2 protein-coding genes are annotated in these 25,785 nt (G+C 63.9%); both read left to right on the plus strand.

Annotated elements, in window-relative coordinates; all coding sequences use genetic code 11:
- The gene (locus ABIV12_RS12405; RefSeq protein ID WP_348059719.1) at window positions 1–17,775 is read left to right on the plus strand and encodes a CARDB domain-containing protein; all 17,775 of its coding nucleotides are present in this window, start codon (window positions 1–3) and stop codon (window positions 17,773–17,775) included.
- A partial coding sequence (locus ABIV12_RS12410) for a DUF6531 domain-containing protein (RefSeq protein WP_348059721.1) occupies window positions 17,772–25,785 on the plus strand: 8,014 nt, incomplete at its 3' end. The genes ABIV12_RS12405 and ABIV12_RS12410, both read left to right, overlap by 4 nt.

A 25,785-nucleotide genomic window follows, 5' to 3' on the forward strand; every position in this document is an offset into this window, starting at 1 on the left:
ATGAACCACCCGATCGGGCCAAGGATGGGCCGCCGCGCACTGCGCGGATTGTTTGCCGGCTGTTTTTTCTGTATCGCCGGCAGCGGGTCTTCTCAGGATCTCGAACACTGCATCGAGAAGCCGCAACCACAGGACTTCGTGCCGTCCCAGTCGATCGGCGCGGTGGAGGAGCGCGGCAACCTCACGCTGATGGAGCTATCCGGTGATTACACTCGGGGAGTCACGCAGCCCCGCCAGGATGTCGCCCATGCCTTTTACACAGCGCATCCCGATCGTTACGATTTCCTGATCACTTTCACGACGTTCGAGTTCGAGACGCAAGAGGCGATCGCGTTCTACAACAGTATTGCCAACGATGTCTCCGGCATCGGCGCACCGATCTTCAACTACGCGGCGCAGTTCGGCAGCGCGAGTGGAAAGCTCCAGGGCTATCTCGACATGGCGGCACTTAGCCGCTACAGCTTCGATGGGGCGTCGCCCGGTTACAGATTCCTGCTCGATACAGCCGCGCACGAACTCATGCATCGCTGGGTCGCCAGCGTCCGCTATCGAAAAAGTGATGGCAGCACCAGCGCCGATCTGCTCGGTCGCGATGGTGCGCATTGGAGTTACTTCCTCGATACCGACGCCTCCGTGATGTACGGGTCGGATTGGCGTGACCGCGGGGATGGCAGTTTCGAGGCGATCGATACACGTCATCGTTACAGTCCGCTGGATCTGTACCTGTCGGGTTTCGCGAGCGCATCAGAAGTCCCCGATTTCGGCTTGATCCGCGGAGGGCAGGGAAGTCCGATCGACTATCCATTGCAAGGCGCGATCACACCGGGAACCCGCGAAACCATTGGCGTCGGCCAGATCGTCGCTGCAGAGGGACCGCGGATTCCCGACGTCTCGACGGCACCGAAGGAATTCCGTGCCGCGCTGATTCTGTTGCATCGACCGGGAGAAAGTGTTCCGGCGGATGACGTGGTCGCGCTCGAGCACTTTCGCTCGCGCCTGCAACAGCGCTTCGCCCAGATGACGAACGGTCGCGCAATCCTGCGCATCGCCACCGACGCCAACGGCACTGCCACCGCCGGATTGCCCGAGATCCTGCACGGAAGTGGCGCGGCAACCGCGCCGGGTGGCGCCGTGGCCGCTGTTGCATGGCTCGAGTCGCAGCAAGCCACAGATGGACATTGGGAGGATCGGCCAGCGACGGCGGTTCGCGACACCTCTGCGGTCTACACCGCGTTGCGCCGGTTGCATCCGGATTTCAGCGGATTGGCGACGGCCAACAGCTGGCTTGCGGCACGCTCGGTTGCGACGCTGGATCAGCGTGCGGCACGGTTCGCATCCGCGGCGTCGGACACTGATCTGCCCGCTCTGCTCGCGGCGCGGGAGCCGGGAAAGGGCTGGGGCCTGCTCGCCGGCTGGACGTCGACACCGTTCGACAGCGCCGTCACGACGGAAGCCATGGTAGTGGCCGGACGAAGCGCGGACATTCCGGCCGAAGCAATCCAGTATCTAGCCGGCAGCCAGTATCCGGATGGCGGATTCGGTTTCGCCGAAAGGGGCAGTGCACGCATTCTCGCGACCCTGCGCGGCGCTTCGGCATTGAATGGCGTCGGGTCGACCTATGCCGACGCGCGCACGCGCGCCGCCAACTGGATCGCTGCCCGCCAGAATGCGGACGGCTCGTTCGGCGACGGCGGATCGTCGTCGATCACTGACACCGCGGAGGTATTCGCAGCCGGCTCGCGCATCGCGTTGACTGCGGGTGCAGTCGAAGGTGCACGACTGTATCTGGCCTCTTCGCAGCAGCACGCCGGCGACTGGAACGGTAGTGTGTATGCGACCGCGCTCGCCGCGGTCGCATCGTCGCAGGACGCGCAGCCCAATCTCGCCATTGCAGGAAGCCTGCGGATCAGCTCCGCGTCCCCCCGTGATGGCGACCATGTGATTGTTTCGGCGACCGTCATCAACGACGGTCACGCCAGCGTCGCAGCCACTTCCGCCCAATGGTACGTCGGCGATCCGAGCGCCGGCGGCACGCCGATCGGCGCTCCTATTTTCGTGCCATCACTTTCCGGCCACGAGCAATCCACGGTTGAGCAAAGCTGGGATACCACGGGCCTCGCGGGTATGAGGGCGCTCTGGCTCGCGCTCGATGTCGGCGGTGTAGTCGCCGAATCCAGTGAAGACGACAACTTCGGCCACCTCGACGTGACGATCGCGCCGCCTCCGAGCCAGCCTGACCTGATGGTGGATGCCAGCGAGATCAGCGTGGACCCGACGACCATCGCGTCGTTTCCTGCGACGGTGCATGTGCGGGGCAGTGTCCACGATGTCGGCACGATAGCGGTGATGGGCGCGGTGGTGCGCCTGGTCGCTGTCAGTCCCACAGGCGAGCCGACGCTTGCGGAAATGACGCTCGACGTGCCCGCGCGCGGAAGTGCACTGTTCGATTTCAGTTTTGACGCGACCGCATCCGGGCCGCTCCGCGTCGCGGTCGTTGCCGATCCGGACAACCAGATCGCCGAAGCGGCCGAAGACAACAACCGGGCCGAGGTCGGCATCAGCACCCAGTCGTCGATCGACCTTGCCGTGACCGACGCTGACATCGTTTTCGGCTCCAGCGCGGTTGTCGGGCACGATCAACCGATCCATCTGCTGCTGCACAACCTTGGCACCGTCGATGCGCCGACGGCGACGTTGCATGTTGAAATCGCACAGGGTGACTTCCACACCGTCGTGTTCGACGGCGCCACGCAGATCGGCGCAGGCACGACGATCGCCCGCGACCTTTCGTGGCGGCCGTCGACGATCGGCCCGGCCACACTAACCGCCGATATCGATCCGGCGAACCTCGTGGCCGAGTCCAACGAGTCCAACAATCACGCGAGCAAGACGTTCACTGTCTCGCTGAGTGGCAACGCCGACCTTGCGATTGCCGACGACAGCCTGTCGTTCTCGCCGTCACCAGCGCTGGAGGGATCGCCGATGACTGCGAGCCTGCGAGTGCGCAACCTGGGCGATACACCGGCGGCCGCCTTTTCGGTCGCGCTCTTCGCACGCGACCCATCCCTCGGGGGCCTTCCACTCGCGCATACCTCAATCGACCAACTCGGCGCAGGCGCGGACGTCCTCGTATCCATCGATGTACCTGCAACGCCTGGCAGTGGAGACGAACACTTCTACGCGATGGTCGATGCCGACGCGCAGGTCGCCGAAGCCGACGAGACCAACAACACCGCGGTCCAGCTCCTTCGCGTGCTTGCGTTGCCGGATGTCGCGATCACTGTTTCGGACGTCACGCTGACGCCGTCGCTGCCTGTGCCGGGCGAGTCCGTGCACGCGACGATCCATGTGAACAACGTCGGCGGCCAGACTGCACAGGGTGTTGCAGTGCACTTGTTCGAAGGCCTCGATGACAGAGGCGCGGAAATTCCTTCGACGCAACAGGTCGGCTCGCTCGCGGCGGGCGCGAGTCTGGAACTCAACTGGAGCTGGATTCTCGGGGCAGACTCGCGAGCGGTGACGGCGAAAGCGACCAGCCAAGGCGGCGCGACCGACGCGAATCCGTTCAACGATGTCGCGACACTCCCGTTCGACGTGCAGGACGGCAACTTTTTCACGAGCGAGCGATATATCTCGCCCGACGGCGACGGCGCGCGTGACAGCGCGGTCGTCGTGTTCCGCCTGCCGTTGACGGCTGTCGGCGTCTACGTCGACGTGAGCAATGCGGTGCCCCGCATCGTACGCAAGTTCGAGACAGTGTCTACCCGAGACGATGGCCGTGTGCAGGTGCTGTGGGACGGACGCGACGACGCGCAGCGCATCGTCCCCGATGGCGACTACACCATCGTCGCACACGACGCGGACGGGCACGATCTGGGCTCGGTGACGGTGACCGTCGACCTCAATCGTTCGTCACCGCTCGAAGCCGTACACACGCCTTACGAAGTCATGGCAAAGCTGCCGTCCAACGTGAAGACGTGGCAGCGGGTACCTGCCGGAGCCGGGTTCGGCAGTCGCGTCGTCGGTGTCGGTGATGCGACGGGCACGAGTGATCCATACGGGCTTTTCCGCAGCGATATCCTGCTGCCAGGAGCAGAACCCGTTGTCACGCCGCGATGGGTCGCCGCCTACCTTTCGGCACACGGCGGGAGCGGGTTGCGCGGAATCTCGGCTGTCGGCACGTCTCCCGATGGCGCGACCCTCGTATTCACGCTTCCAACGACCAACGGCAGCGGCGCCACAAGCGCGGTCTTCAGCACGCGGGTCGACCAGACGGACACCGTACGACAGCTTGCAGCGAGCGTCCCGATGGACGCGTTCGCGACCCCACACGTGCGTTTCTTCGATGCAACAGAGGCCCTCGTCTGGAGCGATGGGGACGCTCCAACTGCCGTCAATCTTGCCAGCGGTGCAACACGGCCCTTTTCGCTGCAGGGCGGCGGCACGATTCTGGCGATCACGAGCGAAGGCGTGGTGATGGGGAGCTCCAACCTCAAGCCGCGCCGATTCCTGCCGCGCAGCGGCGTCAATGCAGGCACCTTTATCGCGGATGACAACCAGGAGGACGACGACCATCTGTCGCCCGATGGCCGCTGGGTTGCCTCGCACCGGATTCGCGATGGGCGCGAAACGGTGGTTCTCGTCCGTACGGCCGACGGTACTCGCAGCGAGATCCACGGGATCGATGTTTACACGTTGTCCTACGAATTCACCTCCAACACCATCTCGCGCCTGCAGGCTGCCTGGCTCGAACGCGAAGGCGAGATCGTTGTCGGCGACGCGTCGACGCAGCGCATTTTCCGCTTCAATGAAAACGGCGAGCCACTCGGTTCGAGCCCGATGGCGCCGATCAACCGCGAAGGCGACTACGTGGTCGACTTCACGTCCTATACGGGAAAGCGCGCGCTCACGGGCGAGAATGCGGCGATCGATGTCGAACCTGGCAAAATTTATACAACTCAGGCATTCCGTGACCCCGCTGGCATTCAGACGGTCTGCCATGATCCGTCCGTCTGGAGCCGCGCCACGACGCAGCACCAGTTCTACGATCCCGTCGGTGATCGACTTTATTTCGGAACCACGGAAGTCGTTTCCGTGCTTTCGACCTACAGTGGCGTGCAACTGCTGTCCTTGGCCGGCATCGTCGACTACCAGAGTTCAGCGTCCGGCGCAGCGGCCGCCCAGCGGGTCTCGGCGTCGACGTACCTGCCGTTGGCGAGCCCGCTCGACCAGTTGACCTACCCGCGCATTGATTCATGCGAGCAGAGCATTCCGGCGGCATGGCCGATGTACATGCTCGCCGACGGCGGGCGAGTGCGTGCAGACCGGCAAGTCGAAACCTTGTCCGCGGGCGTCAAGCCGGGCGTATGGGCCTACGCGCAGGACATCGTTGACGCGTGGCCCGACGACACCCACCTCGCGATCGGCGATCCGACCGGAACACTGCCCTTTGATCGCGTGTTCTCGTCCCTGCTCAACGAGCCGACGATATTGCGCCTGACTTCGCTCGGCCGTGGCATACAGCTGTTCGGCAACGCCACCGATCGCAACTTCGCCTCTTATCAGATCGACTGGACCGATGCGGACGCGCCTGGCGTCTGGCATGTACTGACCCCGCCATCACACGAACCCGTGCGCCTCGACGAGTTCCTGACATGGGTTCCACCGCAGCCCGGCAATTTCCTCGTCCGCCTGACCATCGTCGATCTGGCCGGCAACCGATCCACGGCAACGGCGAGCGTTGGGTCCCAGGACAGTGCGCCGATCGAGGCGCTGCAGGTTGAACCTCGCTTCGTTTCACCTAATGGCGATGGCGTCAAGGACGAAGCGATCGCGCAATTCCTGGTCCGCGTACCCGTTTCGCTCGGCATCGATATCGTCTCGGAAAGCGGCACGACCGTTCGTCACGTGAGCCAGACTTACGGATCCGCCGAACTTGGCGCGCATGAATTCCGCTGGAACGGTCGTGACGACAGCGGCAACCTCGTGCCTGACGGCCGCTACCATTTCGAGGTGGAAGGATTCGGCGTGTGGCTGACGGTCGACAGCCACGATCCACAATTGCTCAGTCAAGTCACGCCTGTCGTCGTGCGTGCGCAGCCTCGCCAACCTAAGTCGATCGGTGCGGAGGTCAGCTACCAGGCGGCTGACCTCAATCTCGATTCGCTCACACTCGAATACGCGACACGCGGTGGGTCCGACTGGAGCAGCGCCGCATCCGCGGACATCTTCCCCGAGGATCTTCTTCCACCCGAGCAAGCCAGCGGGAAGTCGGTATCAACCAAGAGGATCGGTCTGGCGCTGTATGCCGGGCACGATCTGCGGATGGTGGCGACGGACAAGGCCGGCAACCGCCACGTCGAATTCGCGGGCCCATCTGTCGACGTACTTCTTCCGTATGCGTTTTCGAACGTAGGCAGTGATGATCAGCCTCCCAGCGGATCCGCTTTGGCGCCGATCGTCGAATTCTATTCACAAGAGGACATCGGCAACGACGGCAACGGCTCAAGGGAAATCATCGTCGGGGCCGGAGGCACTTCACATCTTTTCGTCGGCGATGCAACCGGTGGCATCGACCAGCTGATCGTGGAAACGCAGTTGCGCGATGCCGGGCATGCAACGCCTTCGCCGGACGCATGGGAGGTTCGTGCGCAGGTCCCGGCTGTCTATCATTGTCCCGCGTTCGCGTGCATCGAAGGAGCGGACGGACACGTTTTCGATGCTCCGCTTGCAATGGAGAGCGTTCCACCGCAGACGGCATTGTGGGTCCGCGTGCGTGGCCTGCGCGGAAATACGTCGTCGGTGTCCTCGATTGCGATTCCGATCCTTGTGGTCGGTATCGAAGCGCCTGCGCCTTTCCTGGGATCGGGTCCGTTTGGGTGCCTCGTTCGCGCTCGCGAATTCGTTCCGGGCCGCATGTCGGATGCACACATCACCGTGTCGACCTCGACTGGCGCGGCGAAGGTGCTGGACTCCGTCAGCTCAAACGATGGTGCACTCTTCTTCGTTGTACCCGACTTCGCGGACGGCACGACGCTGGGGAGCGGCATCGTCGACGCGATCGGAACCGATGGGCGCCTTTACCATTCCCCGCCGGGGGAAGTCGCCGTGAGTTGCGGAGTGAACGTGCCGCCCGGCAACGGCGGCGCTGGCGGCGCCGCGGATCAAATCAGTTTCGAGGTGGCCGTCATCGGTCACGAACACTGCGAAGCGACGCCGACCAACCGGATCGGACTGCGAGGCGAGGTGTCTCATGCAGGTTCTGCGAGCCCCATTCGCGTTTCCTACCGCGCGACGAGTTCCGGCGACTGGACAACGCTCTTCGAAACCGGAACGGATGCGCAGGCACTTCAGCTCGATACGAGCGGACTACCGGAAGGCACGATTACCGCGCGCCTGGAGGCGGACTACGGCAGCGGATTCGTGCAGGTCGGAACGAAATCCGTACCAATCGTCCACACGCCCCCCATCGCGCAGCTCGACTCGCCCGCCACCGGCACGCGCGTGTGCCCTGTGCGAGGAGCGGACAATCTCCTCGTGCTCATGACTGAGGGGCGCGTGTCGGGTGCAAACGGTGTCGGGTACAAGATTGAGACCGAACGGGCAAGCGCGCCGGGGATCGTCCGTTGCGCGTTCATCGATGGCTTCGTCAAAGGCCAGATCGCCGATGGCTGCATCGATCTCGACCAACCCTACGTGCCTGACAGACACAACTTTGTTGGTCCGCTCGGCCGCATCGCGCCACCTGCATCTACGGATCCGAGCGACGCCCTCACTGTTCGTGTGAAGGCGGTCAACTGGTCCGGTGCGACCGTCTGTTCGGCGAGCACGGTCGAATTCGATACCGGCGTGGAACTCATCGAGCGCCACACGCCGGCTCCGCGCCTTTCGAGCCAACCGCCGGGTTGGCTGGCATTGAGCGGTGCGGGAAGTCCCGATTTCGCGACGGCGCGTGTCCTGCTCAAAGCGGAGGAGCAACTGGAAATACATGTGCGTGTGGTGACGACAACGCTGCAGGAGAACACTTACGTTCCCGATGGCGGAACTCTCGTCGAGTTGCTCGACGACACCGACGTCATCGGCGATGTCGACGTGTCGTGGGATGGCCGCGGAGCGGGCGGAGTGGGACTGCCGGACGGTGTCTACGCGATCGTTGTGGACGCACAGGATCATTGCGGCAACGCACGTCGTCTGACCTACTTCGTCGAACTCGATTCGACGCCGCCTGACATTGCGATCACGCGTCCGGCTGCGGGCGACCTCGTGCAGCCGGCTGTCGTCGCGGTATCGGGCCACGTGTCCGACGCGCATGTCGGCTCGTGGACGCTATCGATCGACGCCGGCGATCCGCCTCTTCGACAAGGCATATCGGATGGCGATCATGCGGTCGCAGAAGGCGGCTCGCTCGGAACGTTCTCGCGCAACGGTGCCAGCGGACCTGCGGTACTTCATATGGTCGCGTTGGATCAGCTGGGCAACCAGTCCGGCATCGATGTGCCGATCACGCTGGGCACGCCGGCCGTCCTGATTGGTTCGGCCATGCTCCAGCCCGATCTTTTCTCTCCAAACGGGGACGGGCACAACGACACGACGCGAATCGCGCTGGTCCTGCTGCAATCCGTGCACGCGGATGTCGACATCCTGGGCGCCAGCAACGTCGTCGTGCGCTCTCTTTGGCTTGATCACCCGCTCGGTGCGGGCAGTCAGGCGCTGCCTTGGGATGGGCGCGCCAACGGCGGCGGAGCGCTTCCCGATGGAATCTACTCCGCCCGGATCGTCGTGCGTGATGCGCAAGGGCAGGGCAACACCGAAACGGTCGAATTGCCAGTGGAACTCGACACGCTCGCGCCCGTGCTCGCCATTCCGGTTCCGGCGGGGACGTTTGCCGGTACCGGATCCACAGTGGAGATCAGCGTTGACGACCGCAACCTGGATCACTACAGCGCGAATCTTTTGCGTACATCCGATGCGCAGACCGTTGCGTCGGTAGAAGGAAGCCAGCCGGGACTGGTACAAGTTGCTGATCTTTCGGGTATCCCTGAAGGTACTTACACCGCGCGCGTCACAGCGACCGATCGGGCCGGCAACAGCTCGCAGGCAAACAAGGATTTCGTCCTCGACCGCACGCCACCGGATGTGTCGATCGCTGCGCCGGCTGAAGGAGGCGTGCTCGCCGGTGCTGCGCGCTCCAGCATCCACGGCCACGCGACCGACGCGCACTTCGCGCATTTCCAGCTGGATGTCGCGCCGGCCGCTGGCGAAAACTGGACCCCTGTTAGCACAGGCGATTCACCGATTTCTGCTGGCGAATTGGCGGTGTGGACGCCGAGTCAGCCAGACGGAACATATCGTCTTCGCCTGCGCGCGTCCGACGCCGCCGGCAATACGGCGGAATCGATCATCCACTTCGACATCGATTCGACTCCGCCGCTGGCGACCATCAGCGCACCGGTCGACAATGCGTATGTCACGCGAGCGCTTGAAGTGCTCGGTTCGGCAACGGATCTCCACTTCGCGAACTACAGCCTGGCGATCGCGACACCACCGCAGGCGGCGGCTGGCCAGTGGTCCGATCTCGTGCGCGCCAGTACGCCCGTCGATGTCGCCATCCTGGCGCACGTCGATGTTGGCCAGCCGGACGGCGACTACGTGGTCCGATTGCGGGTCGTCGACGCAGTTGGACTTGCATCGACCGCGCAGACACAGATCCACCTCGACACGCAGCCGCCGCCCGCGCCGACGACCCTGGTTGCACAGGTCGAGAATCACCGCGACAGCGTGCTGCAATGGACGCCCGTGGTTGCCTCCGATCTCGCTGGGTATTCCGTCTATCGCGATGGTGCACGGATCAACGCGACGCTTGTCGCGCCGGCGAGCTATCGCGATCCGGATGTTTCCGAAGGACCGCACACGTATTTCGTGCGAGCGGTCGATCGTGCCGGCAACGAAAGTGCGTCGAGCAACGACGCGTCGGTCGTCATCGATCACACGCCGCCTGCGACGGCCCTCCTTGTTCCGTCTCCGGCTGCTCGAATTGGCGGCAACGTCGACGTCATCGGCACGGCGTTCAGTCGTGATGACTTCAAGGAATACCGGCTGAGCGTGATCCCGGTGTCGCCGGCGGGACCTGTGCAGGACGTCCGCCGTTCCCCCGTTTCACAGCAGAACCAGCTGCTGGGCACATGGAACACGCACGGATTCGCCGAAGACGGTCATGTGCGTGTGCATCTGGAAGCGGAAGACCTGCGGGGCAATATCGGGATTGCCGAGGTCGACGTCGTCGTCGACAACGCTCCGCCGGCCGCGCCGACCGGCCTCGTAGTCGTGCTCGCTGGTCTTGACGCCAATGCGCAGTGGAATCCGAATACCGAGTCCGACCTGCTCGGTTATTTGTTGTACCGCGACGGGGTCCTCGTCAACGCCTCGGGCGGTACCGGTGTGGACCTGCGCGCGTTCGCGATCGTCGAGACGAACTACCCGGACGTCCACGTTCCGGATGGCGGCCACACCTATGTCGTACGCGCGATCGATCAGGCCGCCAATATCAGTCCACCGTCGTCGGCCTTCCTCCTGCCCGCGGTCGAAAACGGGCCGCCGCACCTGCAGTTCCTCCAGCCACAGGATGGCGCGTCGTTCGAGCATTCGATCGTCGCGATCGCGACGAGTGCCGACCAGGACATCGCGACCGTGCAATTCGCCTACCGACGCTCCGGCGATGCGACGTGGGTACCGATCGGCGCCGCGCAGACGGCACCGCCGTATCGCGTGCAATGGGCGCCGGTCGCGCTCCCGTATGCAGCCTACGAGCTGCAAGCAGTCGCCACCGACCTTGGCGGTCATGTCGATCCGGCACCACCGGTCGTGCACGTCACCTATGCGGACCTCACGCCACCCGACGCACCCTTGCACCTTGGCGCGCGAGCTGTCGGCGCCGGCGTTCATCTGCAATGGGATGCGAGCGTCGCGACCGATACGGCCGGCTACATTCTCTGGCGCAGTGGAATGAACGGCGTGTTCCAGGCACTCAACCCGGCGCCGCTCATTGCGACGAGTTTCGACGACCCGGGCAGACCTCCCGGCGATGTCACGTATTTCGTCTCGGCACGCGACACCTACGGCAATGACTCCCCGCCGGGCGTGCAGGCGACAGCCCACGTGTTCGCAGTGCTGCTCGACCAACCGTACTCACCGACGACTGCGGCATCGATCGAACTCGACGGCAGCAGCATTCGGCAGGGTGCCGTGCATGTCCACGTCGATGATTCTGCCGGTGCGCACGACATGGATCTCGACCCGGTCGGAGCGGACGCAGTGATCCATGTCGATGCATGGCCCATCCTCGTCGGGACCACACGCATCACGGCGACGGTCACCGACGCCGAAGGAAATATCTCCATTCCCGGCGAGATCTGGATGGATCGCGGCGATGCGCCAAGCGCTCCGACCGGCGTTGTTGCAGCGGTCGCCGGTCATCACGTGAGCCTGCAGTGGAATGCCAATCCTGAGCCGGATGTCGTGGGCTACCGCGTGTTCCTTGACGGGCAGGCCGTCGCCGCGGACGCGAGTGGTGGGTTCTCGATGACCGCGCACAGCGACAATTGCTGCTCGGCTGCCGGCAACGCCGTCGATGGAAATTCAGCAACCGCGTGGCAAGGGGTCTGGTATGCGACGCGCGTGGGCGATGAAGGCCCGAGCCTCGTTGTCGATTTCGACGCAGTCCATGATGTTGCCTCCGTCCAACTCTGGTGGAGCGGTCTCGCTTCGCCGATCGATCTCTACGCATGGTCGGGCCACGCATGGATCCGCATCGTGCACCGCGACTACCCTTCCTGGGACACCCAGCAACTGACGCCCGAAGCGCCTTACAGGACCCAGCGCCTGAAATTCGTATTGCTGGCTGCTACGACGGGTTTCAACAATGTGCAGCTCGCTGAGGTCACTCCGTACGAGCGGCCGCTGCTCGCGGCGACGAGCGACGTGGCGGACTTGATCGACGGTCATCATTCGTACCGCGTGACCGCAGTCGATGCACTCGCGTTCGAAAGTGCGCCGAGCGAGCCGGCCATCGCCGATGTCGGTGACGTGATCGCGCCGGAACCGGTCGTCCTCAGTGGCAATGTCGACGGTGTCTTCACACATTTGTCGTGGACGCCGAGCGCATCGCCCGATACCGCGCTCTACGCGGTGTATCGCGACGGAGACTACGTAGCGGAAGTGCAGGCGGGCGATGCGCTCTCGTTCACCGATGGCGAGCTGGCCGCGTCGACGTACGCCTACACGGTGCGCGCCTACGATGCATTCGACAACGAAAGCGACGCGTCGAACGAAGTGGTTCTCACCGTCACGGACGTGCTGTTGCTCCCACCGACGGTCAGCGTCGCGGCGCCAGCAACGGGTGGGGCACTGCGGATCCACTGGACCGAGTCCAACGAGCTCGTTCCAATTTCCTTCGTCATCGTACGCCGCAGTCTCGCCGAAAGTGGTCCGTACGAGGACATTACGTACATCTATGACGGGTCGACGTGGTATCTCGATGCACCGCTGCAGGATGGAACGCGCTACTGGTACGTCGTCGAGGCCTATGACGATGCGGACCTCGCCAGCGGCCCAAGTGAGCCAGCGAGCGGAACGCCGCTCGACGTCTCTGTTCCTCAACCGCCTGTGCTCTCGTTTCCGACGATCGCAGAAATTCCGCTGGTGATGCGCGGCGCGCAGGTCGGGGTCTGCGGCCTCAGCGAACCCGGTGCGGAAATTGCGTTGTTCCGCAACGGCACCTCGGTCATTGCAGCGCACGCCAGCGTTTCGCCGACCGACACGGTCGTGCCAATCGGCGGCTCGCATGGGACGGTCGCGCCGTCGCCGGATGGAACTCGCCTCTTTGTCGGATCATTCGCCGGTGCGACGCTCGTGTCGACGATGGACGGCTCGAGCGCGGGGTCGCTCGTGACCACCGACAACCTCGCCGCATGGAATGCGGTCGGTGACATTTTGTATACCGCTCCTTCGTACGGGACGCAGATTACACGGCGCGACTTGGCCACCGGACACCAGGACGTCGTCGTGCAGCCGGTTGTGTCCCTACGCCAATTTGTCGTTTCGCCAGACGGCGCGCGCTTCGCAATGATCGGCTCGGTCTGGGATGCGGAAGGTGCATCGGTCTACGGTCTATGGGTGTTCGATGCCGGGACCAGCAGTCTGCGACGCGTCGATGGCGTCGATCCGGGCGAGATCGATCTGCATTCGCTGAGCATGGCGGCCGACGGCGCACACATTGCCTTCAACGCCGGAGGCGGCGCCGTCATCGTCGACTTCGCGACGCTGGAACGGACCGACGTGTCATTCGCGACCAATACGAACATCCCGGCATGGTCGCCCGACGGGACGCGCCTGGCCGTCACGCGTAGCTTCGAGGGCAACAGCCAGATCTGGATCTACGACCTCGACACCGCGACGTTGACGTCTGTGTTCGACGTGGGTCAATCGATCAACGCGTTCGCATGGCGTCCCGATGGCGATGGGTTCGTCGTTCTTTACTACGGGGGCTACTCGCTCGCGACGTACGCCATGACAAGCGACGGCTATGTCCAGGACGGCAGTTTCTATCCCGGAGCTTCGGGAAGCGCTGTTTCCTGGACGATGGCCGGACGCATCGTCGTTTCCGGCGGAGGCATGACTGCCTACACGCTCGTGCCTGCGGGCTGGTTTTGCAGCGAGCCCCTTCCGCTCGCGGCCGGATCGAACGAAATCGACGCGATCGCTACCGATCAGGTCGGACATAGTGGCCTGACGTCCCTGCCGATCGAGCTCGATCGTCCAGCCGCAGGACTCGCCGATCTCGGCATCGCCGCCGCCGACATCCTGTTCGTTCCAGCCGCAGGTCGCATTGGCGAGGCATTCGGCGCAGTCGCCACGGTGCGCAATCGTGGAGGTGCTGTTGCACCCGCCACTTCGGTGCGTTTCGACTTCAGCTCGCCGGCCGGCGTCATCGTCCATCCACAGCCGACCACGGCATTGCATGCGCTCGCACCCGGCGAGTCGCAAAGTCTCAGCGTGTCGTTCGGCCCACTGTCCGATGCGGGCGCGTACCGGCTCGCGGTGTTCGTTGATCCGTCTGGCTCGGTCGACGATGCGGACAGAAGCAACAACAACGCCGCGGCCAGCCTGCAGGTTTCGGCGACCGGTGCGCCGACGATCGCTGCTGGAATCACGCATGCGATCTACGCACCGGGCGAGTCGGTCGCGGGGGGCGTCGACGTCTCCAACCCCGGTGTCGCGTTCTCCGGTTCGGTACGGCTCGCCATCCTCGATGCGTCCGGGATGCAGGCTGCAGACCTCGGAAACTATGCGGTCCAGGCCCTCGGTTTCGGCGCGGCTTGGCATCGTGATGTCAGCTGGTTGCCGGACGTGTTTGCCGGTGTGTACGAGTTGCGCGCGGAGTTGCGCGATCTCACTGGCCAGTTGGTGTCGAGCGCGCGCGCGCCGTTCACGATTCAGGAGCAGCGCACGATCGACCTGCGCCTCGTGCCGGATCGCCTCGTCGTCGGCGGGCTGCAGTCGGTCTCATTCGCGACCGACCTTTCATTTCTCAGCGGTAACGCGCCGCTGAGTGGCGCGCAGATGATCTGGCGCGTCAAGGATGCGCTCGGCGGGGAGGTCTGGAGCACGAGCACATCGCTCGGCACCCTCTTGCCCGGTTATGCGGTGCATCGCGACGTGATCTGGCCGGGCGCTTCGGTCGCAGGTACTTACCACGCCGAAGTCGAATTGACCGCCGACGGCGTCGGACAAATCGCCGGCGCGGATCTGCTGGTGCAGGACACCCCGCCAAGCGCAGCGATCGCTGGAACGATTTCGTTCGCTCCCGGCACGCCGTTCGTTGCCGGGCACCTGATGGAGGTCGCCTACGATGTGGGCAACGTCGGCAGCATTGGCGTTGCGGCCGCCCAGTTGCGCCTGCGCGTGCTGGGCGCGCCCGGAGTTCTCGCGATCGCGCAGCGCATCGATACGGTCGATCTGGCCGTGCAGCAGCATGCACAGCAAAGCCTCGCGCTCACGATGCCGCCAATCACGTTCGGCAGCTATGCGGCGGTCCTCGATGCGCACCTGCCCGGTGAGGCCGATGGCACATGGCGTCCGCTTGCGCAGGCGGGCTTTGCGGTTGTCGACGGCATTCCGCCAGAGATCACCTTGCTAGCTCCGGCGTCGAGCAGCGTGCAACCTGCGCTGGTGCCGATTTCGGCGTATGTGGTGGATCACGAATCAAGCGTCGCGAGTGTCGCTTTCAGCATCGATGGTGGCGGCCTGCAATCGCTGTCGTTGCGCGCTGATGGAACCTGGGGCAGCAGCCTCGCGGGACTCAGCGACGGAACGCATCGCGTCGCGATTCGCGCCGTGGATGCGTGGGGCAACCTGGCGCAAAGCACCGATGTCGTGTTCGACGTCGATGCGATTGCGCCGTCGATCGACATCCAGGCCGTCTTCGATGGTGAGCGCGTGAATCACACGGTTTCTCCTTCGATCTTTGTCGCAGACACCCACCTCGCCTCGGTGGATGTCTTCCTCAATGGCGACGCGTACGTGTCGGGAACTTCGATCGACGCCGAGGGTGAGTACGTCCTTGATGTCCGCGCTGCGGATCTCGCCGGCAACCGCTCGACGCGGACGCTGCGCTTCGCCATCGACCGCACTGCGCCGCCCGTTGCGATCATTTCGCCGCTCGACGGCGCGACCGTCACCGAGGGCAACGTCGCTGTGGACGTGACGAGTGAACCTGCGGCGACGATCTCCGTCGCGAGTGGTGGCTACTCGGCAAGCGCAGTGGTTGCCAACGATGGCCATGCGCACTTCGATGCCGTCCCGTTGATCCAGGGCGACAATCTCGTGCAGGCGACGGCTGTCGATGCGGCAGACAACGCGAGCGCGCCAGCGTCCGTCACCGTGCACTACAACCCGAGCCAGGTTGGCGCGCTGAGCGCCAGCCTGCAGCCGACGACGAATCCGGTTGCTGCCGGAAGCCTCTTGCAGGTCGACCTGCATGCAACCAATCCGAACGCGGTTCCACTCGCGACGCAGACCCTGCGAGTGCGGGTGTTGTCGGCATTGCAGCAGGTTCTGGCCGAACAGTCGGTCAGCCGCCCGTTCGCGGCGAACGAGATCTACTCGACCGAACTCGACTTCCCGACCGGCGGCTGGACGCTCGGCACGCTGACTCTCACGCTCGAACTGCAATCGGGCACCGGCTACTCGCTCGTCGATACCAAGACGGTCGACCTCGTCGACCGCACGCCACCGACGCTGTCGGCGATTGCGCCGCTCGCATCAGTCGTCGTCCGCAGTCCGGTGGTGATCCACGCCAGCGCAATCGATGCGCTCAGCGACGTATCCTCGGTGGAGGCGCGCATCGATGGTGGCGACTGGATCGCAATGACGGAAGCCCCGGCTCCGGAGTACGCCAGCACACCGCAGGTACTGGGCGAAGGTCCGCACGCCTACGTTCTGCGCGCGACGGACACGCCGGGCAACGTTGCAAGCGCGGACGAAATTGTCTTCATCATCGACACCATCGCACCGCAGATCGTGATATCCGGAGTCGACGACGGAGGTCTGGTCGCGCATCCGTTGACGCCGCTCATCGACGTACTGGACGCGCATCCGGGCACGATCGATGTGCGCCTCAACGGGCTTCCGTTCGACTCGGGCACCACTCTCGACGCCAGCGGCGACTACACGCTTGCCGTCCACGCCGTGGACGCCGCGGGCAACTCGAGCGACGCCAGCATCCTCTTCACGATCGATCTCGATCCGCCCGTCGTCGTGTTCACAGCACCGCAAGACGGGGCGATTGCGGCTCAGCCGCACGTCGACGTCACAGGCACCACGGAAGCCATGTCCGGCGTCCACGTCCGTGTCGGAACGTTCACGGCCGATGTGTTGGCAGCGGCCGATGGCACTTTCTCGGTCGCCGACGTGCCGCTGGTCGCAGGTTCCAACACGATTGTCGCGAATGCGGTCGACCCTGCCGGCAATATTGGCGCGGATTCACAGGTGACCGTCACCTATCAGGCGTCGTCGATGCCGACGGTCGAGGGACATCTGCAGGCGCTGGTCGCGCAGGTCAGCCAAGGCGATCCCCTTTTAGTGCCGTACCAGTTAGTCAATCCGGGTGACGTGCCGATCAATGCCCAGCCGATCCGTATCGAGCTGCGCAATCCGTCGAGCGGATTGATCGTGTCTTCGCAAGCCTTCACGGTCGATCTCGCCGCGCAAGAAATACAGGATGCGCAAGCGATGCTCGACACGCACTCTGCCTCGCCAGGTTCGTACGACGTGCGCCTCGAAGCTTTGCTGCCTGCTGATCCCGAGCCCGTCTGGTCACTGCTCGACAGTACCCCGATCGTCGTCGTCGTACCGAACTGCACAGGGGATCCGGTCGAGCGAATTTTCATCGACGGCTTCGAAAGGTTCATTCGCGACCTGATCTTCTGCAACGGATTCGAGACGGAGATCTCGCCAGACAAGCGAACTGCCGGCGTTACGTTTCCGCAGAAATGGATCGCGAATGCGAGCCGTTGGTCACCAGCCGGACCGTTTCAAGTGATGCGCGCGCCGGTCATGCCACCCAGGATCTCCACCCACGAAGGACGCAGGATTCCCATGCGCGCAGCCGCACGCGGTGAAGGACAACAACCGCTCGCGTGGGAATTCCCCGAGATGATCGACGAGAGGCTGAGTCCCAACGCTTTCCGTGCGTCGGCCATGGACGGAGATGCCGGATGAAGATGCATCGTTTCACGCAGACGACGCTCGCTGCCGTGCTCGCGCTCACGTGCGTCGGCATCGCCGGCGTAACGGCACGTCCGAGCAAGGTCGCGTTGAAACTGGCAGCGGCCACGTCGCGCGCGCCGATTCCCGATACGCCCAAAACTCAATCCCCGGTACTCCGTGATCTGCTCGCCGGCAGAGACGCGCGTGGTTCGGTCGCCGAGGCGCTCAGCTTGCACGCGCCGGTTGCTGCGGAAAAAGGACAGCCGGGATCGAAGCACTCGGCGGCCTTTGCAGGTTACCGGGCGGCAGTCGAGCGCGTGTCGACGGCGCTCGAACGTATGCGCGCGAAGTCCGATGCAGTAGCGCCGAATGCGCTCGCGACCTCCATCGAAGGCATGCGCGCGCAGCGCCTGCTGCTCGATGCGCGCGTGGACCAGATTGGGGCGCGCATCGACGCGGCGGGGTTACCGACTATTGCAAAAGCACGCTGGACTGCGCGCAAAGCAGTGCTCAATGGCGCGCTTGATCGGCGCGAACAGCGCCTCGATGGCGCACATGCCCGTCTGAGATCCGCCAATCCGCAGATGGATTTCGTCGAGATCGACGATCTCCAGCGCGAACTTGCCGCAGCGACGACGCCCATGCATGTCTTCGGTGCAAATCCGCTGCCGGTGCACCGTCCGCATCTGCCCGCACGCGCACCGCAAATGAGTCCTCTGATCGACCCGAGTTATGCCGCGGGCGAAATGGACGTAGAACCCGTCGGCGCCGATCTTTCCAGCACCGATGAAGCGCTGCAGACGGACGCGATCCGTGCGAAGGCACAAAGCCTCGGCTATGACTACACGCGGATCTTCGACTTCGTCCGCGGCCAGATCCGCACGCAATGGTATTCGGGCTCCGAGAAAGGCGCGCACGGAACGTTGACCACGCTCGCGGGAAACGATACCGACCAGGCAAGCCTGTTGATCGCGTTACTCCGCGCGAGCGGAGCACCGGCGCGTTACGTGCGCGGCGTTGTCGAAGTGCCTGTCGATGATTTGCGGCTCATGCTCGGCGTTCGCGCCGAAAGCATCGGCGTCGCACTCAGCGCGGCGGGCGTCGCCAGCGAGCCGGTGGTCAGCGGCGGCCACGTATCTGCTTTTCGCATCGAACAGGTTTTCGTCAGCGCGCGCATCCCCTATTCCGCATACCGCGGTTCCAGCGTGGATCGCGCTGACGCGACCTGGATTCCGCTGCTCCCCGCGTTGAAGCCGCATGGCTTTGTACCGGCGAGCAATATCCTCGGCACGCTGGGTATCGACATGATGGCATTCGTCGACGACGCGCTCTCGACCGCGCAGACCGACCTCCCGCGCGCCAGACTCGAAGCACGCGCAATGGCCGCACTGTCGGCGATGAATCCGCCGCAGACGCTTGATGCACAACTCTCGATCAATGCGGTGCAGGCGTCCGCGCTCGAATTGTTGCCGGCGGGTTCGCCATACCCGATCAGAGCCGTGACGGGTGAGTTCGCGACGTTGCCCGATGAGCTGCATCAGATCGCGCACCTCGTCATCCGCTCCGGCGAAGACTCCGCAACCGTCGTGCTCGATACGCGTATTCCGGTATCGGCTGTACGCGGCCATCGCTTCACTTTGTCCTACGAGCCTGCGTCGATCGACGACGGAGCCATCGTCGATGGATTCGGTGGACTTGGTGCGACGCCCGCGTATCTGGTCCGCCTGCGCCCCGTCGTCAGCATCGATGGCGTTGCCCAGTCGCGAGGTACAGTCGCGGTTGAGGGCGGTACCGACCTCATACTCTCTGTCGAATATCTGGGCCCCGCTGGCGCTGTCGGCTATTCGCAGACCGTCCTTGCCGGCGGCTATGACGCCTTGGTCGTCGACGTGCAGGGCGAAGCACCGGTCGCGCAAGCCGACGAGACAAATTTGCCTGGCGACAGCGAACCGGAGGCTGCGCGTCTCCTCGCGAATTTCGGCGCACGCTATTTCGCCGCATGGGATGCCGAAGACGAACCACTGGCCAGACTGGTCGGAGTTTCGCCGATGCGGCCGTTCCCTGGACTTGCACTTGTGCTCAACCAGTATCGCGTCGACCGGATCGATGGCGTGGTGGATGCGCTGGCCTGGCAAGGCGTCGCGCTGGACGCCGGCTTGCGTCCGGTCGAACCGATCGCACAAACCGGTAATACCCAAGCGGAACGCGACTGGCTCATGGTGTCCGCGCTGCAGGGCAGCGCTCTTGAGCACCGCGTGTTCGAGGACCAGTGGGCGGTCGATAGTGCGTCGGCCGATAAAGGGCTTGCACAGGCGGACGACGCAGGGACCCCTGTGCTGCATTTTGCTGCGGGCTCACAGGCGAACGGGCTTTCCCAACCGCCCGAAGTCATCACATCGATTCAGCAACTACTCGATCGCGGATTTGCGGTCGATGTCCCGCGCGACCCGGTCACCATCCGTTACTGGCACGGCGCGGTATGGCGCGCCGCCGCGGCCAGCGGTGAGTCGGGTTACTTCATCGCCGGCGGACTTGCGGGCGGAATGACAGCGATGCCGCCTGAGCTCTGGTACTTCCAGGATCTCGCCGAGCTGCTCGCAAATCCCTATTTCGAGCAACCAAATGCAGATCCCGACGCTGCGGTCGCCATCTCGGTCGACAGCAGCACGCAGGGACAACGCGGCACGGTCGACATGGATCTTGCCCGTCCACTGCGTGTGGTCGTCCGCGACGTCCACGGGCATCCGGTGCTCGGCACCACCGTCGTCTTCCATGTTGTGCTGGGCGGCGCGAAGCTCATCGATCAAGGTAGCGCCCAAGTCGACCAGCTGACAGTAACGACGGATCGATTCGGCGTCGCGCAAGCGCCGCTCCACTTGGGCAAGCGGATCACCACGGGTTACTTCCGGATCGATCCGTCGATGACATACCCGCAGTACGTCGGCGCGACGACAGTCGATGTGGTTGCTCAGACCGATCACAGCGCGCTGAGGCCTGGCCAACCCTTCTGGTCCGAGGCGTGGCCAGGCGAGCCGGCTACCGTCAGTGTGGACATTGCCACTGGCCTCGGTGCGCTGCAGCCCGGCGTCAGCTACGAGTCGATGGCGGCCAGCGTCAAGGACGCAAACGCCAACGAGATATCCAACGCGCCTGTCGCGATCAGCAGCAGCACGACCTACGCGCAGGCCATTCCCGGTTGTGTTGACGAAGCGCCGAATGCCATCGTCGATGCTGCGCTGTTTACGATCGGGCAGTGTCCGGCGGATGCCTACTCGCTGACCGGCAATCCCTGTACTACATCCACGCTCAGCGTTCTTTCCCGTCCACGCGGCGCGCCCTTCAACGTGGTTCCGCCGAACGCTGCGCTGGCGACCGTCGACATCGCGCTATCGAGCGGTGCGGCCAGCAACCATTTGACGTTGAAGACGGACGACTTCTATCAGATATTGGCGTGCAGTTCCGACCGGATGGTTTATGCCTTCCTCGAGTGGGGCAACACGCCGCCTGTCGGCGAGGTGCCGCTATTGGGACAAGTACTGCCACCGATCGACGCGGCGCGGACCTTCGATCTGTTTCCAGTGTCGCGGCGGGGTAGCGTCGTTCTTGGAACGATTCGTCGGAGCAATCCGCCGACCATGCACTGGGAAGGATTCGATGGGGCGACCGTCAATTTCCACCTGACCGGCGCAGAAGGCACCAATGTCCGCAATGTCGGCAACGGCAACTTTCTGTGGGATCTACGCGCCGGCGCCACACCCGGACCTGTGCTCGGCTCGATCGTCGCCTACATCGGCGCGCAGAATATGGAGGTTCCGCTCTCGCGAACGATTCAGCCTGACAGCACGCCCTCAACCCCTTATGTCCATGGCTGGGTGGTGGATCTTCATCCTCCGCACGTCACTCCGGTGCCGATTCCGCTGACACCGTTCAACGTCACGGACGCGGCGATCAGCGTCGTCAATTCAGCCGACCCGCCCGAATACGGTGCATCACCGGTCAACGTGCAGATTCTCGATGGCGTTACCGTCATCATCGACTCGGCCAATGTCTACGGCGCATCCGGTTCCGGTATCAGCATCGATCGCGGCATCACCATCGATCCGACGCATCATTATTCCGCGCGCACGATTTTCAATGACGGCACACCCTATCGAATGGTGTCCGAGCCGACGAATCTGCTGTTCGGTCGCGGGCTCATCGCGGGCTACGGCGTCGTGCCGGTACAGGTTGGACAGCCGCTCGATCCCTTCCAGGTCGCGGCGCTGGTTAGCGGCAGCTTCCCCAGCCAGATCCAGGCGACGTTTGATGTGGATGTCCCATCCCAGTTCGTCTGTGAAGCCGGACAGACATTCGCGTTCATGCTTGCCCAAGACGCTCGAGTCACCCTCAAGTTCCTGCGCCTCGGGACAGGCGGCACTCCCTCCGTGACGTCGGCGTGGACGCCCATCGACGACGAGCCGCAGTCCCAAGGGGTCCACCAACTCGAAGTCACTCCGACGCATCTTCCGTTCGGCCAGTACCAATACGAACTCACCGCCGTCGGCCCGGACGGGCATACCGACGTCCAACGCGGCACGGCGAGCAATACACCGACGCGACACGATTCGTTGCCACTGGCGCACTCGATCGTGAAGGGCGTCGACACGTTCTCGGGCAACGCCTTCATCGGGGAGGACGACATCGTCATCGGCGGTCGAGGTCCCGGGCTCAAGTTCACGCGCTCGTATTCGAGTCATCAGGGTAGCCAACTCGGATTTCTCGGCTACGGCTGGAGCAGCGACGTCGACAGCCGTGTACTCCCTGCCGGATGCAACACGCGGGTCGTCACGGGGAGCGCAGGGCAGGGCATGCGGTTTGCACCCGATCACGTCGATCCCGACGGCGCAGAAGTCTTCAGGCCGCTCGCAGGATTCCACGCGACACTGACACTTCGCAATGGCGCGTACGATCTCTATACAAAAGACGGCACGCGTTACCACTTCGGCCAACCCGATATTGACGGGATGCGGCTCGATCTCGTCGCTGACCCCAATGGCAACACGATCACCTATGTCTACGACGTCACGAGCGGACGCACGCACGTCTCGCATATCAAGGACGACGCGGGCCGCCAGATCGATCTGGACTATGCGCTTACTTCGATCACGCATAACTACGGCATCGCGCATCCGCAGGACAGCGAACTTCTTCTGACACGCGCACGCGGTCCGCAAGGGTTGCAGGTGGACTACAGCTACGATGCGTTCGGAAATCTGACGGATGTCAAACGCGGTGATGGCGGCTCTGGCAAACGTGAGCAGACCTATGCCTACCACGATTTCGGCGGACTCCAGGTGCAAACGCCAGGCGGCCTGCTCGACTACACCCAATTCGGCTTTCGCCTCGAGCACGCGACGAACGCGCTCGATGGAGCGGACCGTCAATACGAGTACGCACTCGGCTGGTCCGCAGTCGAACAGCCATCGGGTGTCTTGTACATACCCGAACAGCGTGTAGGGAAGTTGACCGAGCCCGATCAGGGCGTGACCCGGTTCGACTATATCGGCGCACGTGGCCTGAGCGCCGTTGATAGCACAGTCCTCGACGCACGCGGGAAGCTGACCACCTACAAGCTCAACCGTTACGGCGCAGCGAACCAGGTTCTCGGTCCGCTTGGCAGTACCACCACCAACTGGGATCCGGTGCATCTGGAGCCGCACAGCGTCATCGACGAGGATGGAACGCTGACCGAATTCGACTACGACGCGAGTGGCAACAAGATATCCGAAACGATCCAGCATGCGAGTGGAGCCCTGGCTCGGTTCTGGACCTTCCATCCCGCGAGCGTCTTCGAAGCGCCCTACATCAGGGACCGCGTCGCAACCCACACGGACGGACGCCAGATTGTCACCGCGACCAGCTACGACGCGCGCGGAAATCCGACGGCGGTTCTGCGTGGTGGCGTGACCGAAAGCGACGACCACGCCTCCAACGGCGATCGCATCTCGCACACCGACGGCGCCGGCAAGCTGTGGTTGTTCCGTTACGACAACGCCGGAAACGTCGCAGAGGCCGAGGATCCGCTGCATCACGTGCGTCGCAGCGGCTACGACGCGCGGGGCCGCAAGACCTCCGAGACGGACCCCAATGGCAACACGAGCACGACGACCTACGATGCGCGCGACCGCGTGCTGTCCGTGCGCATGCCGACGACTGACGCAGGCGTGGCCGTCCGCTCGACCGTCTACGACGACGTTCTGGATCAACACACGGACATCTCGCCTTCCGGCACCCAGACAGTTTCGCGCTTCGATCGAATGGGGCGCCTGACCAAAGTGACGCGCCCGGGTGGGGTGCGCACGCTGCACTACGATCCCAACGGCAACAAGATCGACGAGTCGGATTTCTCCGGCAACGTCACCCACTATGACTACGACGACGCCAACCGCGTCATCGCCAAGCTCGAGGAGGAAGACCGAACCACGGTGTACGAGGTAGATCCGCTCGGACTCGTCATGAGTGAGACCGTAGGGCGAGGCCCGAATGCGGGCGACGAGACGCGCGTCACCGAATACCTTTACGACGATCCGCGGTACAAGCGCACGGACGTGCGCCGCAAGGTGGACACCAACGCTGGCGATACTTGGGCGGTCGACCACACGGAGTACGACGGCAACGGCAACCCAACGCTCAAGCGCGATGCGCTGTTACGCGATACGACGCTTGAATACGACGCGCGCGATCGTCTCCAAATGCAGACCGAGCGACTTGGCAAGGTATCCACGATCGAATACGACGCGGCCGATCGCAAGATTTCCGAGACCCGCGCCAACGACATGGGTTCCGGCAATCAGGTCCGCCGCTGGATCTATGACGCCGCCGGCCGGAACACGGAGACCGTCGATGCCGAAGGAAACCACCGCACCCAGGAATTCGACAGCAACGGCAACATCGTGCGCCGTCGCGACGCCCGTGGCGGCACCGTCGTGCAGACCTTCGATGCGCTCAATCATCTGCTGACGCAATCCGGCCCGGAAGGGGATCAACACACCGAGTACGCCTACGATATCGACGGCAATCAGAGCGCCGAAGCATGGGCGAACGGGCGCCACATCACCTACGCCTACGACGCACTCGACCGGCGCACGGACAGCAGCGACGACGAGGGTGTCTTCGAACACCTGACGTATCTTCCGGATGGCGAGGTCGAGGCCCGCACCGACGCCAACAGCCATGTCACGACACGTCGTTACGACCATTTGCGCCGGCTGGTGCGCGAGGAATTGCCGCGCGTCGATGGCGACCCGCGCGAGCACACGTTGGGCTACAACGTCCATGATGACGTCGTCACCGATACCGATCCTGGCCATCACGTCACCAGCTCCAAATACGATTCGATCGGTCGGCGCACGTCCGTCGACAAGCCGGTCGTCGACGGGCAAGGCGCGACGCTGTCGACGGTGTACGACCTCGTCGGCAACATAACCAGCCAGAGCGACGCTCGCGGCAAGGTGACTTATTTCGAAAACGATGATCTCAATCGGCGCACATCGCAGACGGATCCCGCTGACGGCGCCGATCCGGTTTATACGCAGTCCTGGGTTTACGACAACGTCGCCAACGAAATTGGCCACACCGATCGCCGTGGTGTCGTTTCGCTGACCCGACATGACCGCGAAAACCGCGTCGTCGCGAAGATGCGCGACGCGCTGCTGATCGAAACGATCACCCACGACGCCGAAGGCAACGTGGACACCGACACCGATGCGCTCGATCGAACGATCCATTCCGCCTACGACCACGCAAACCGCAAGACCGGCGAATCGCGCCCGCTCGGTGCCACGCTCGCCTGGACCTTTTCACCGCTGGGCGACGTGCTCACCGCGACCGATGCGGACGGTCGCAGGGCCACCTCGACCTATACGCGCCGCCGCTTCCTCGAAAGCGAAACCAACAACGCCGGCGAAACGACGAACTACGCCTACGACGGCGAAGGCCACCGCACCGCGATGCAGCGTCCGCGCGGCGAGAACGAAACTTGGC

Source organism: Dokdonella sp., from assembly GCF_039926425.1.
Classification (GTDB): Bacteria; Pseudomonadota; Gammaproteobacteria; order Xanthomonadales; family Rhodanobacteraceae; genus Dokdonella_A.

What these genes read in the sequence shown, in the direction of transcription:
- ABIV12_RS12405 (WP_348059719.1), top strand. Translation starts at nt 1, where the DNA reads ATGAACCACCCGATCGGGCCAAGGATGGGCCGCCGCGCACTGCGCGGA.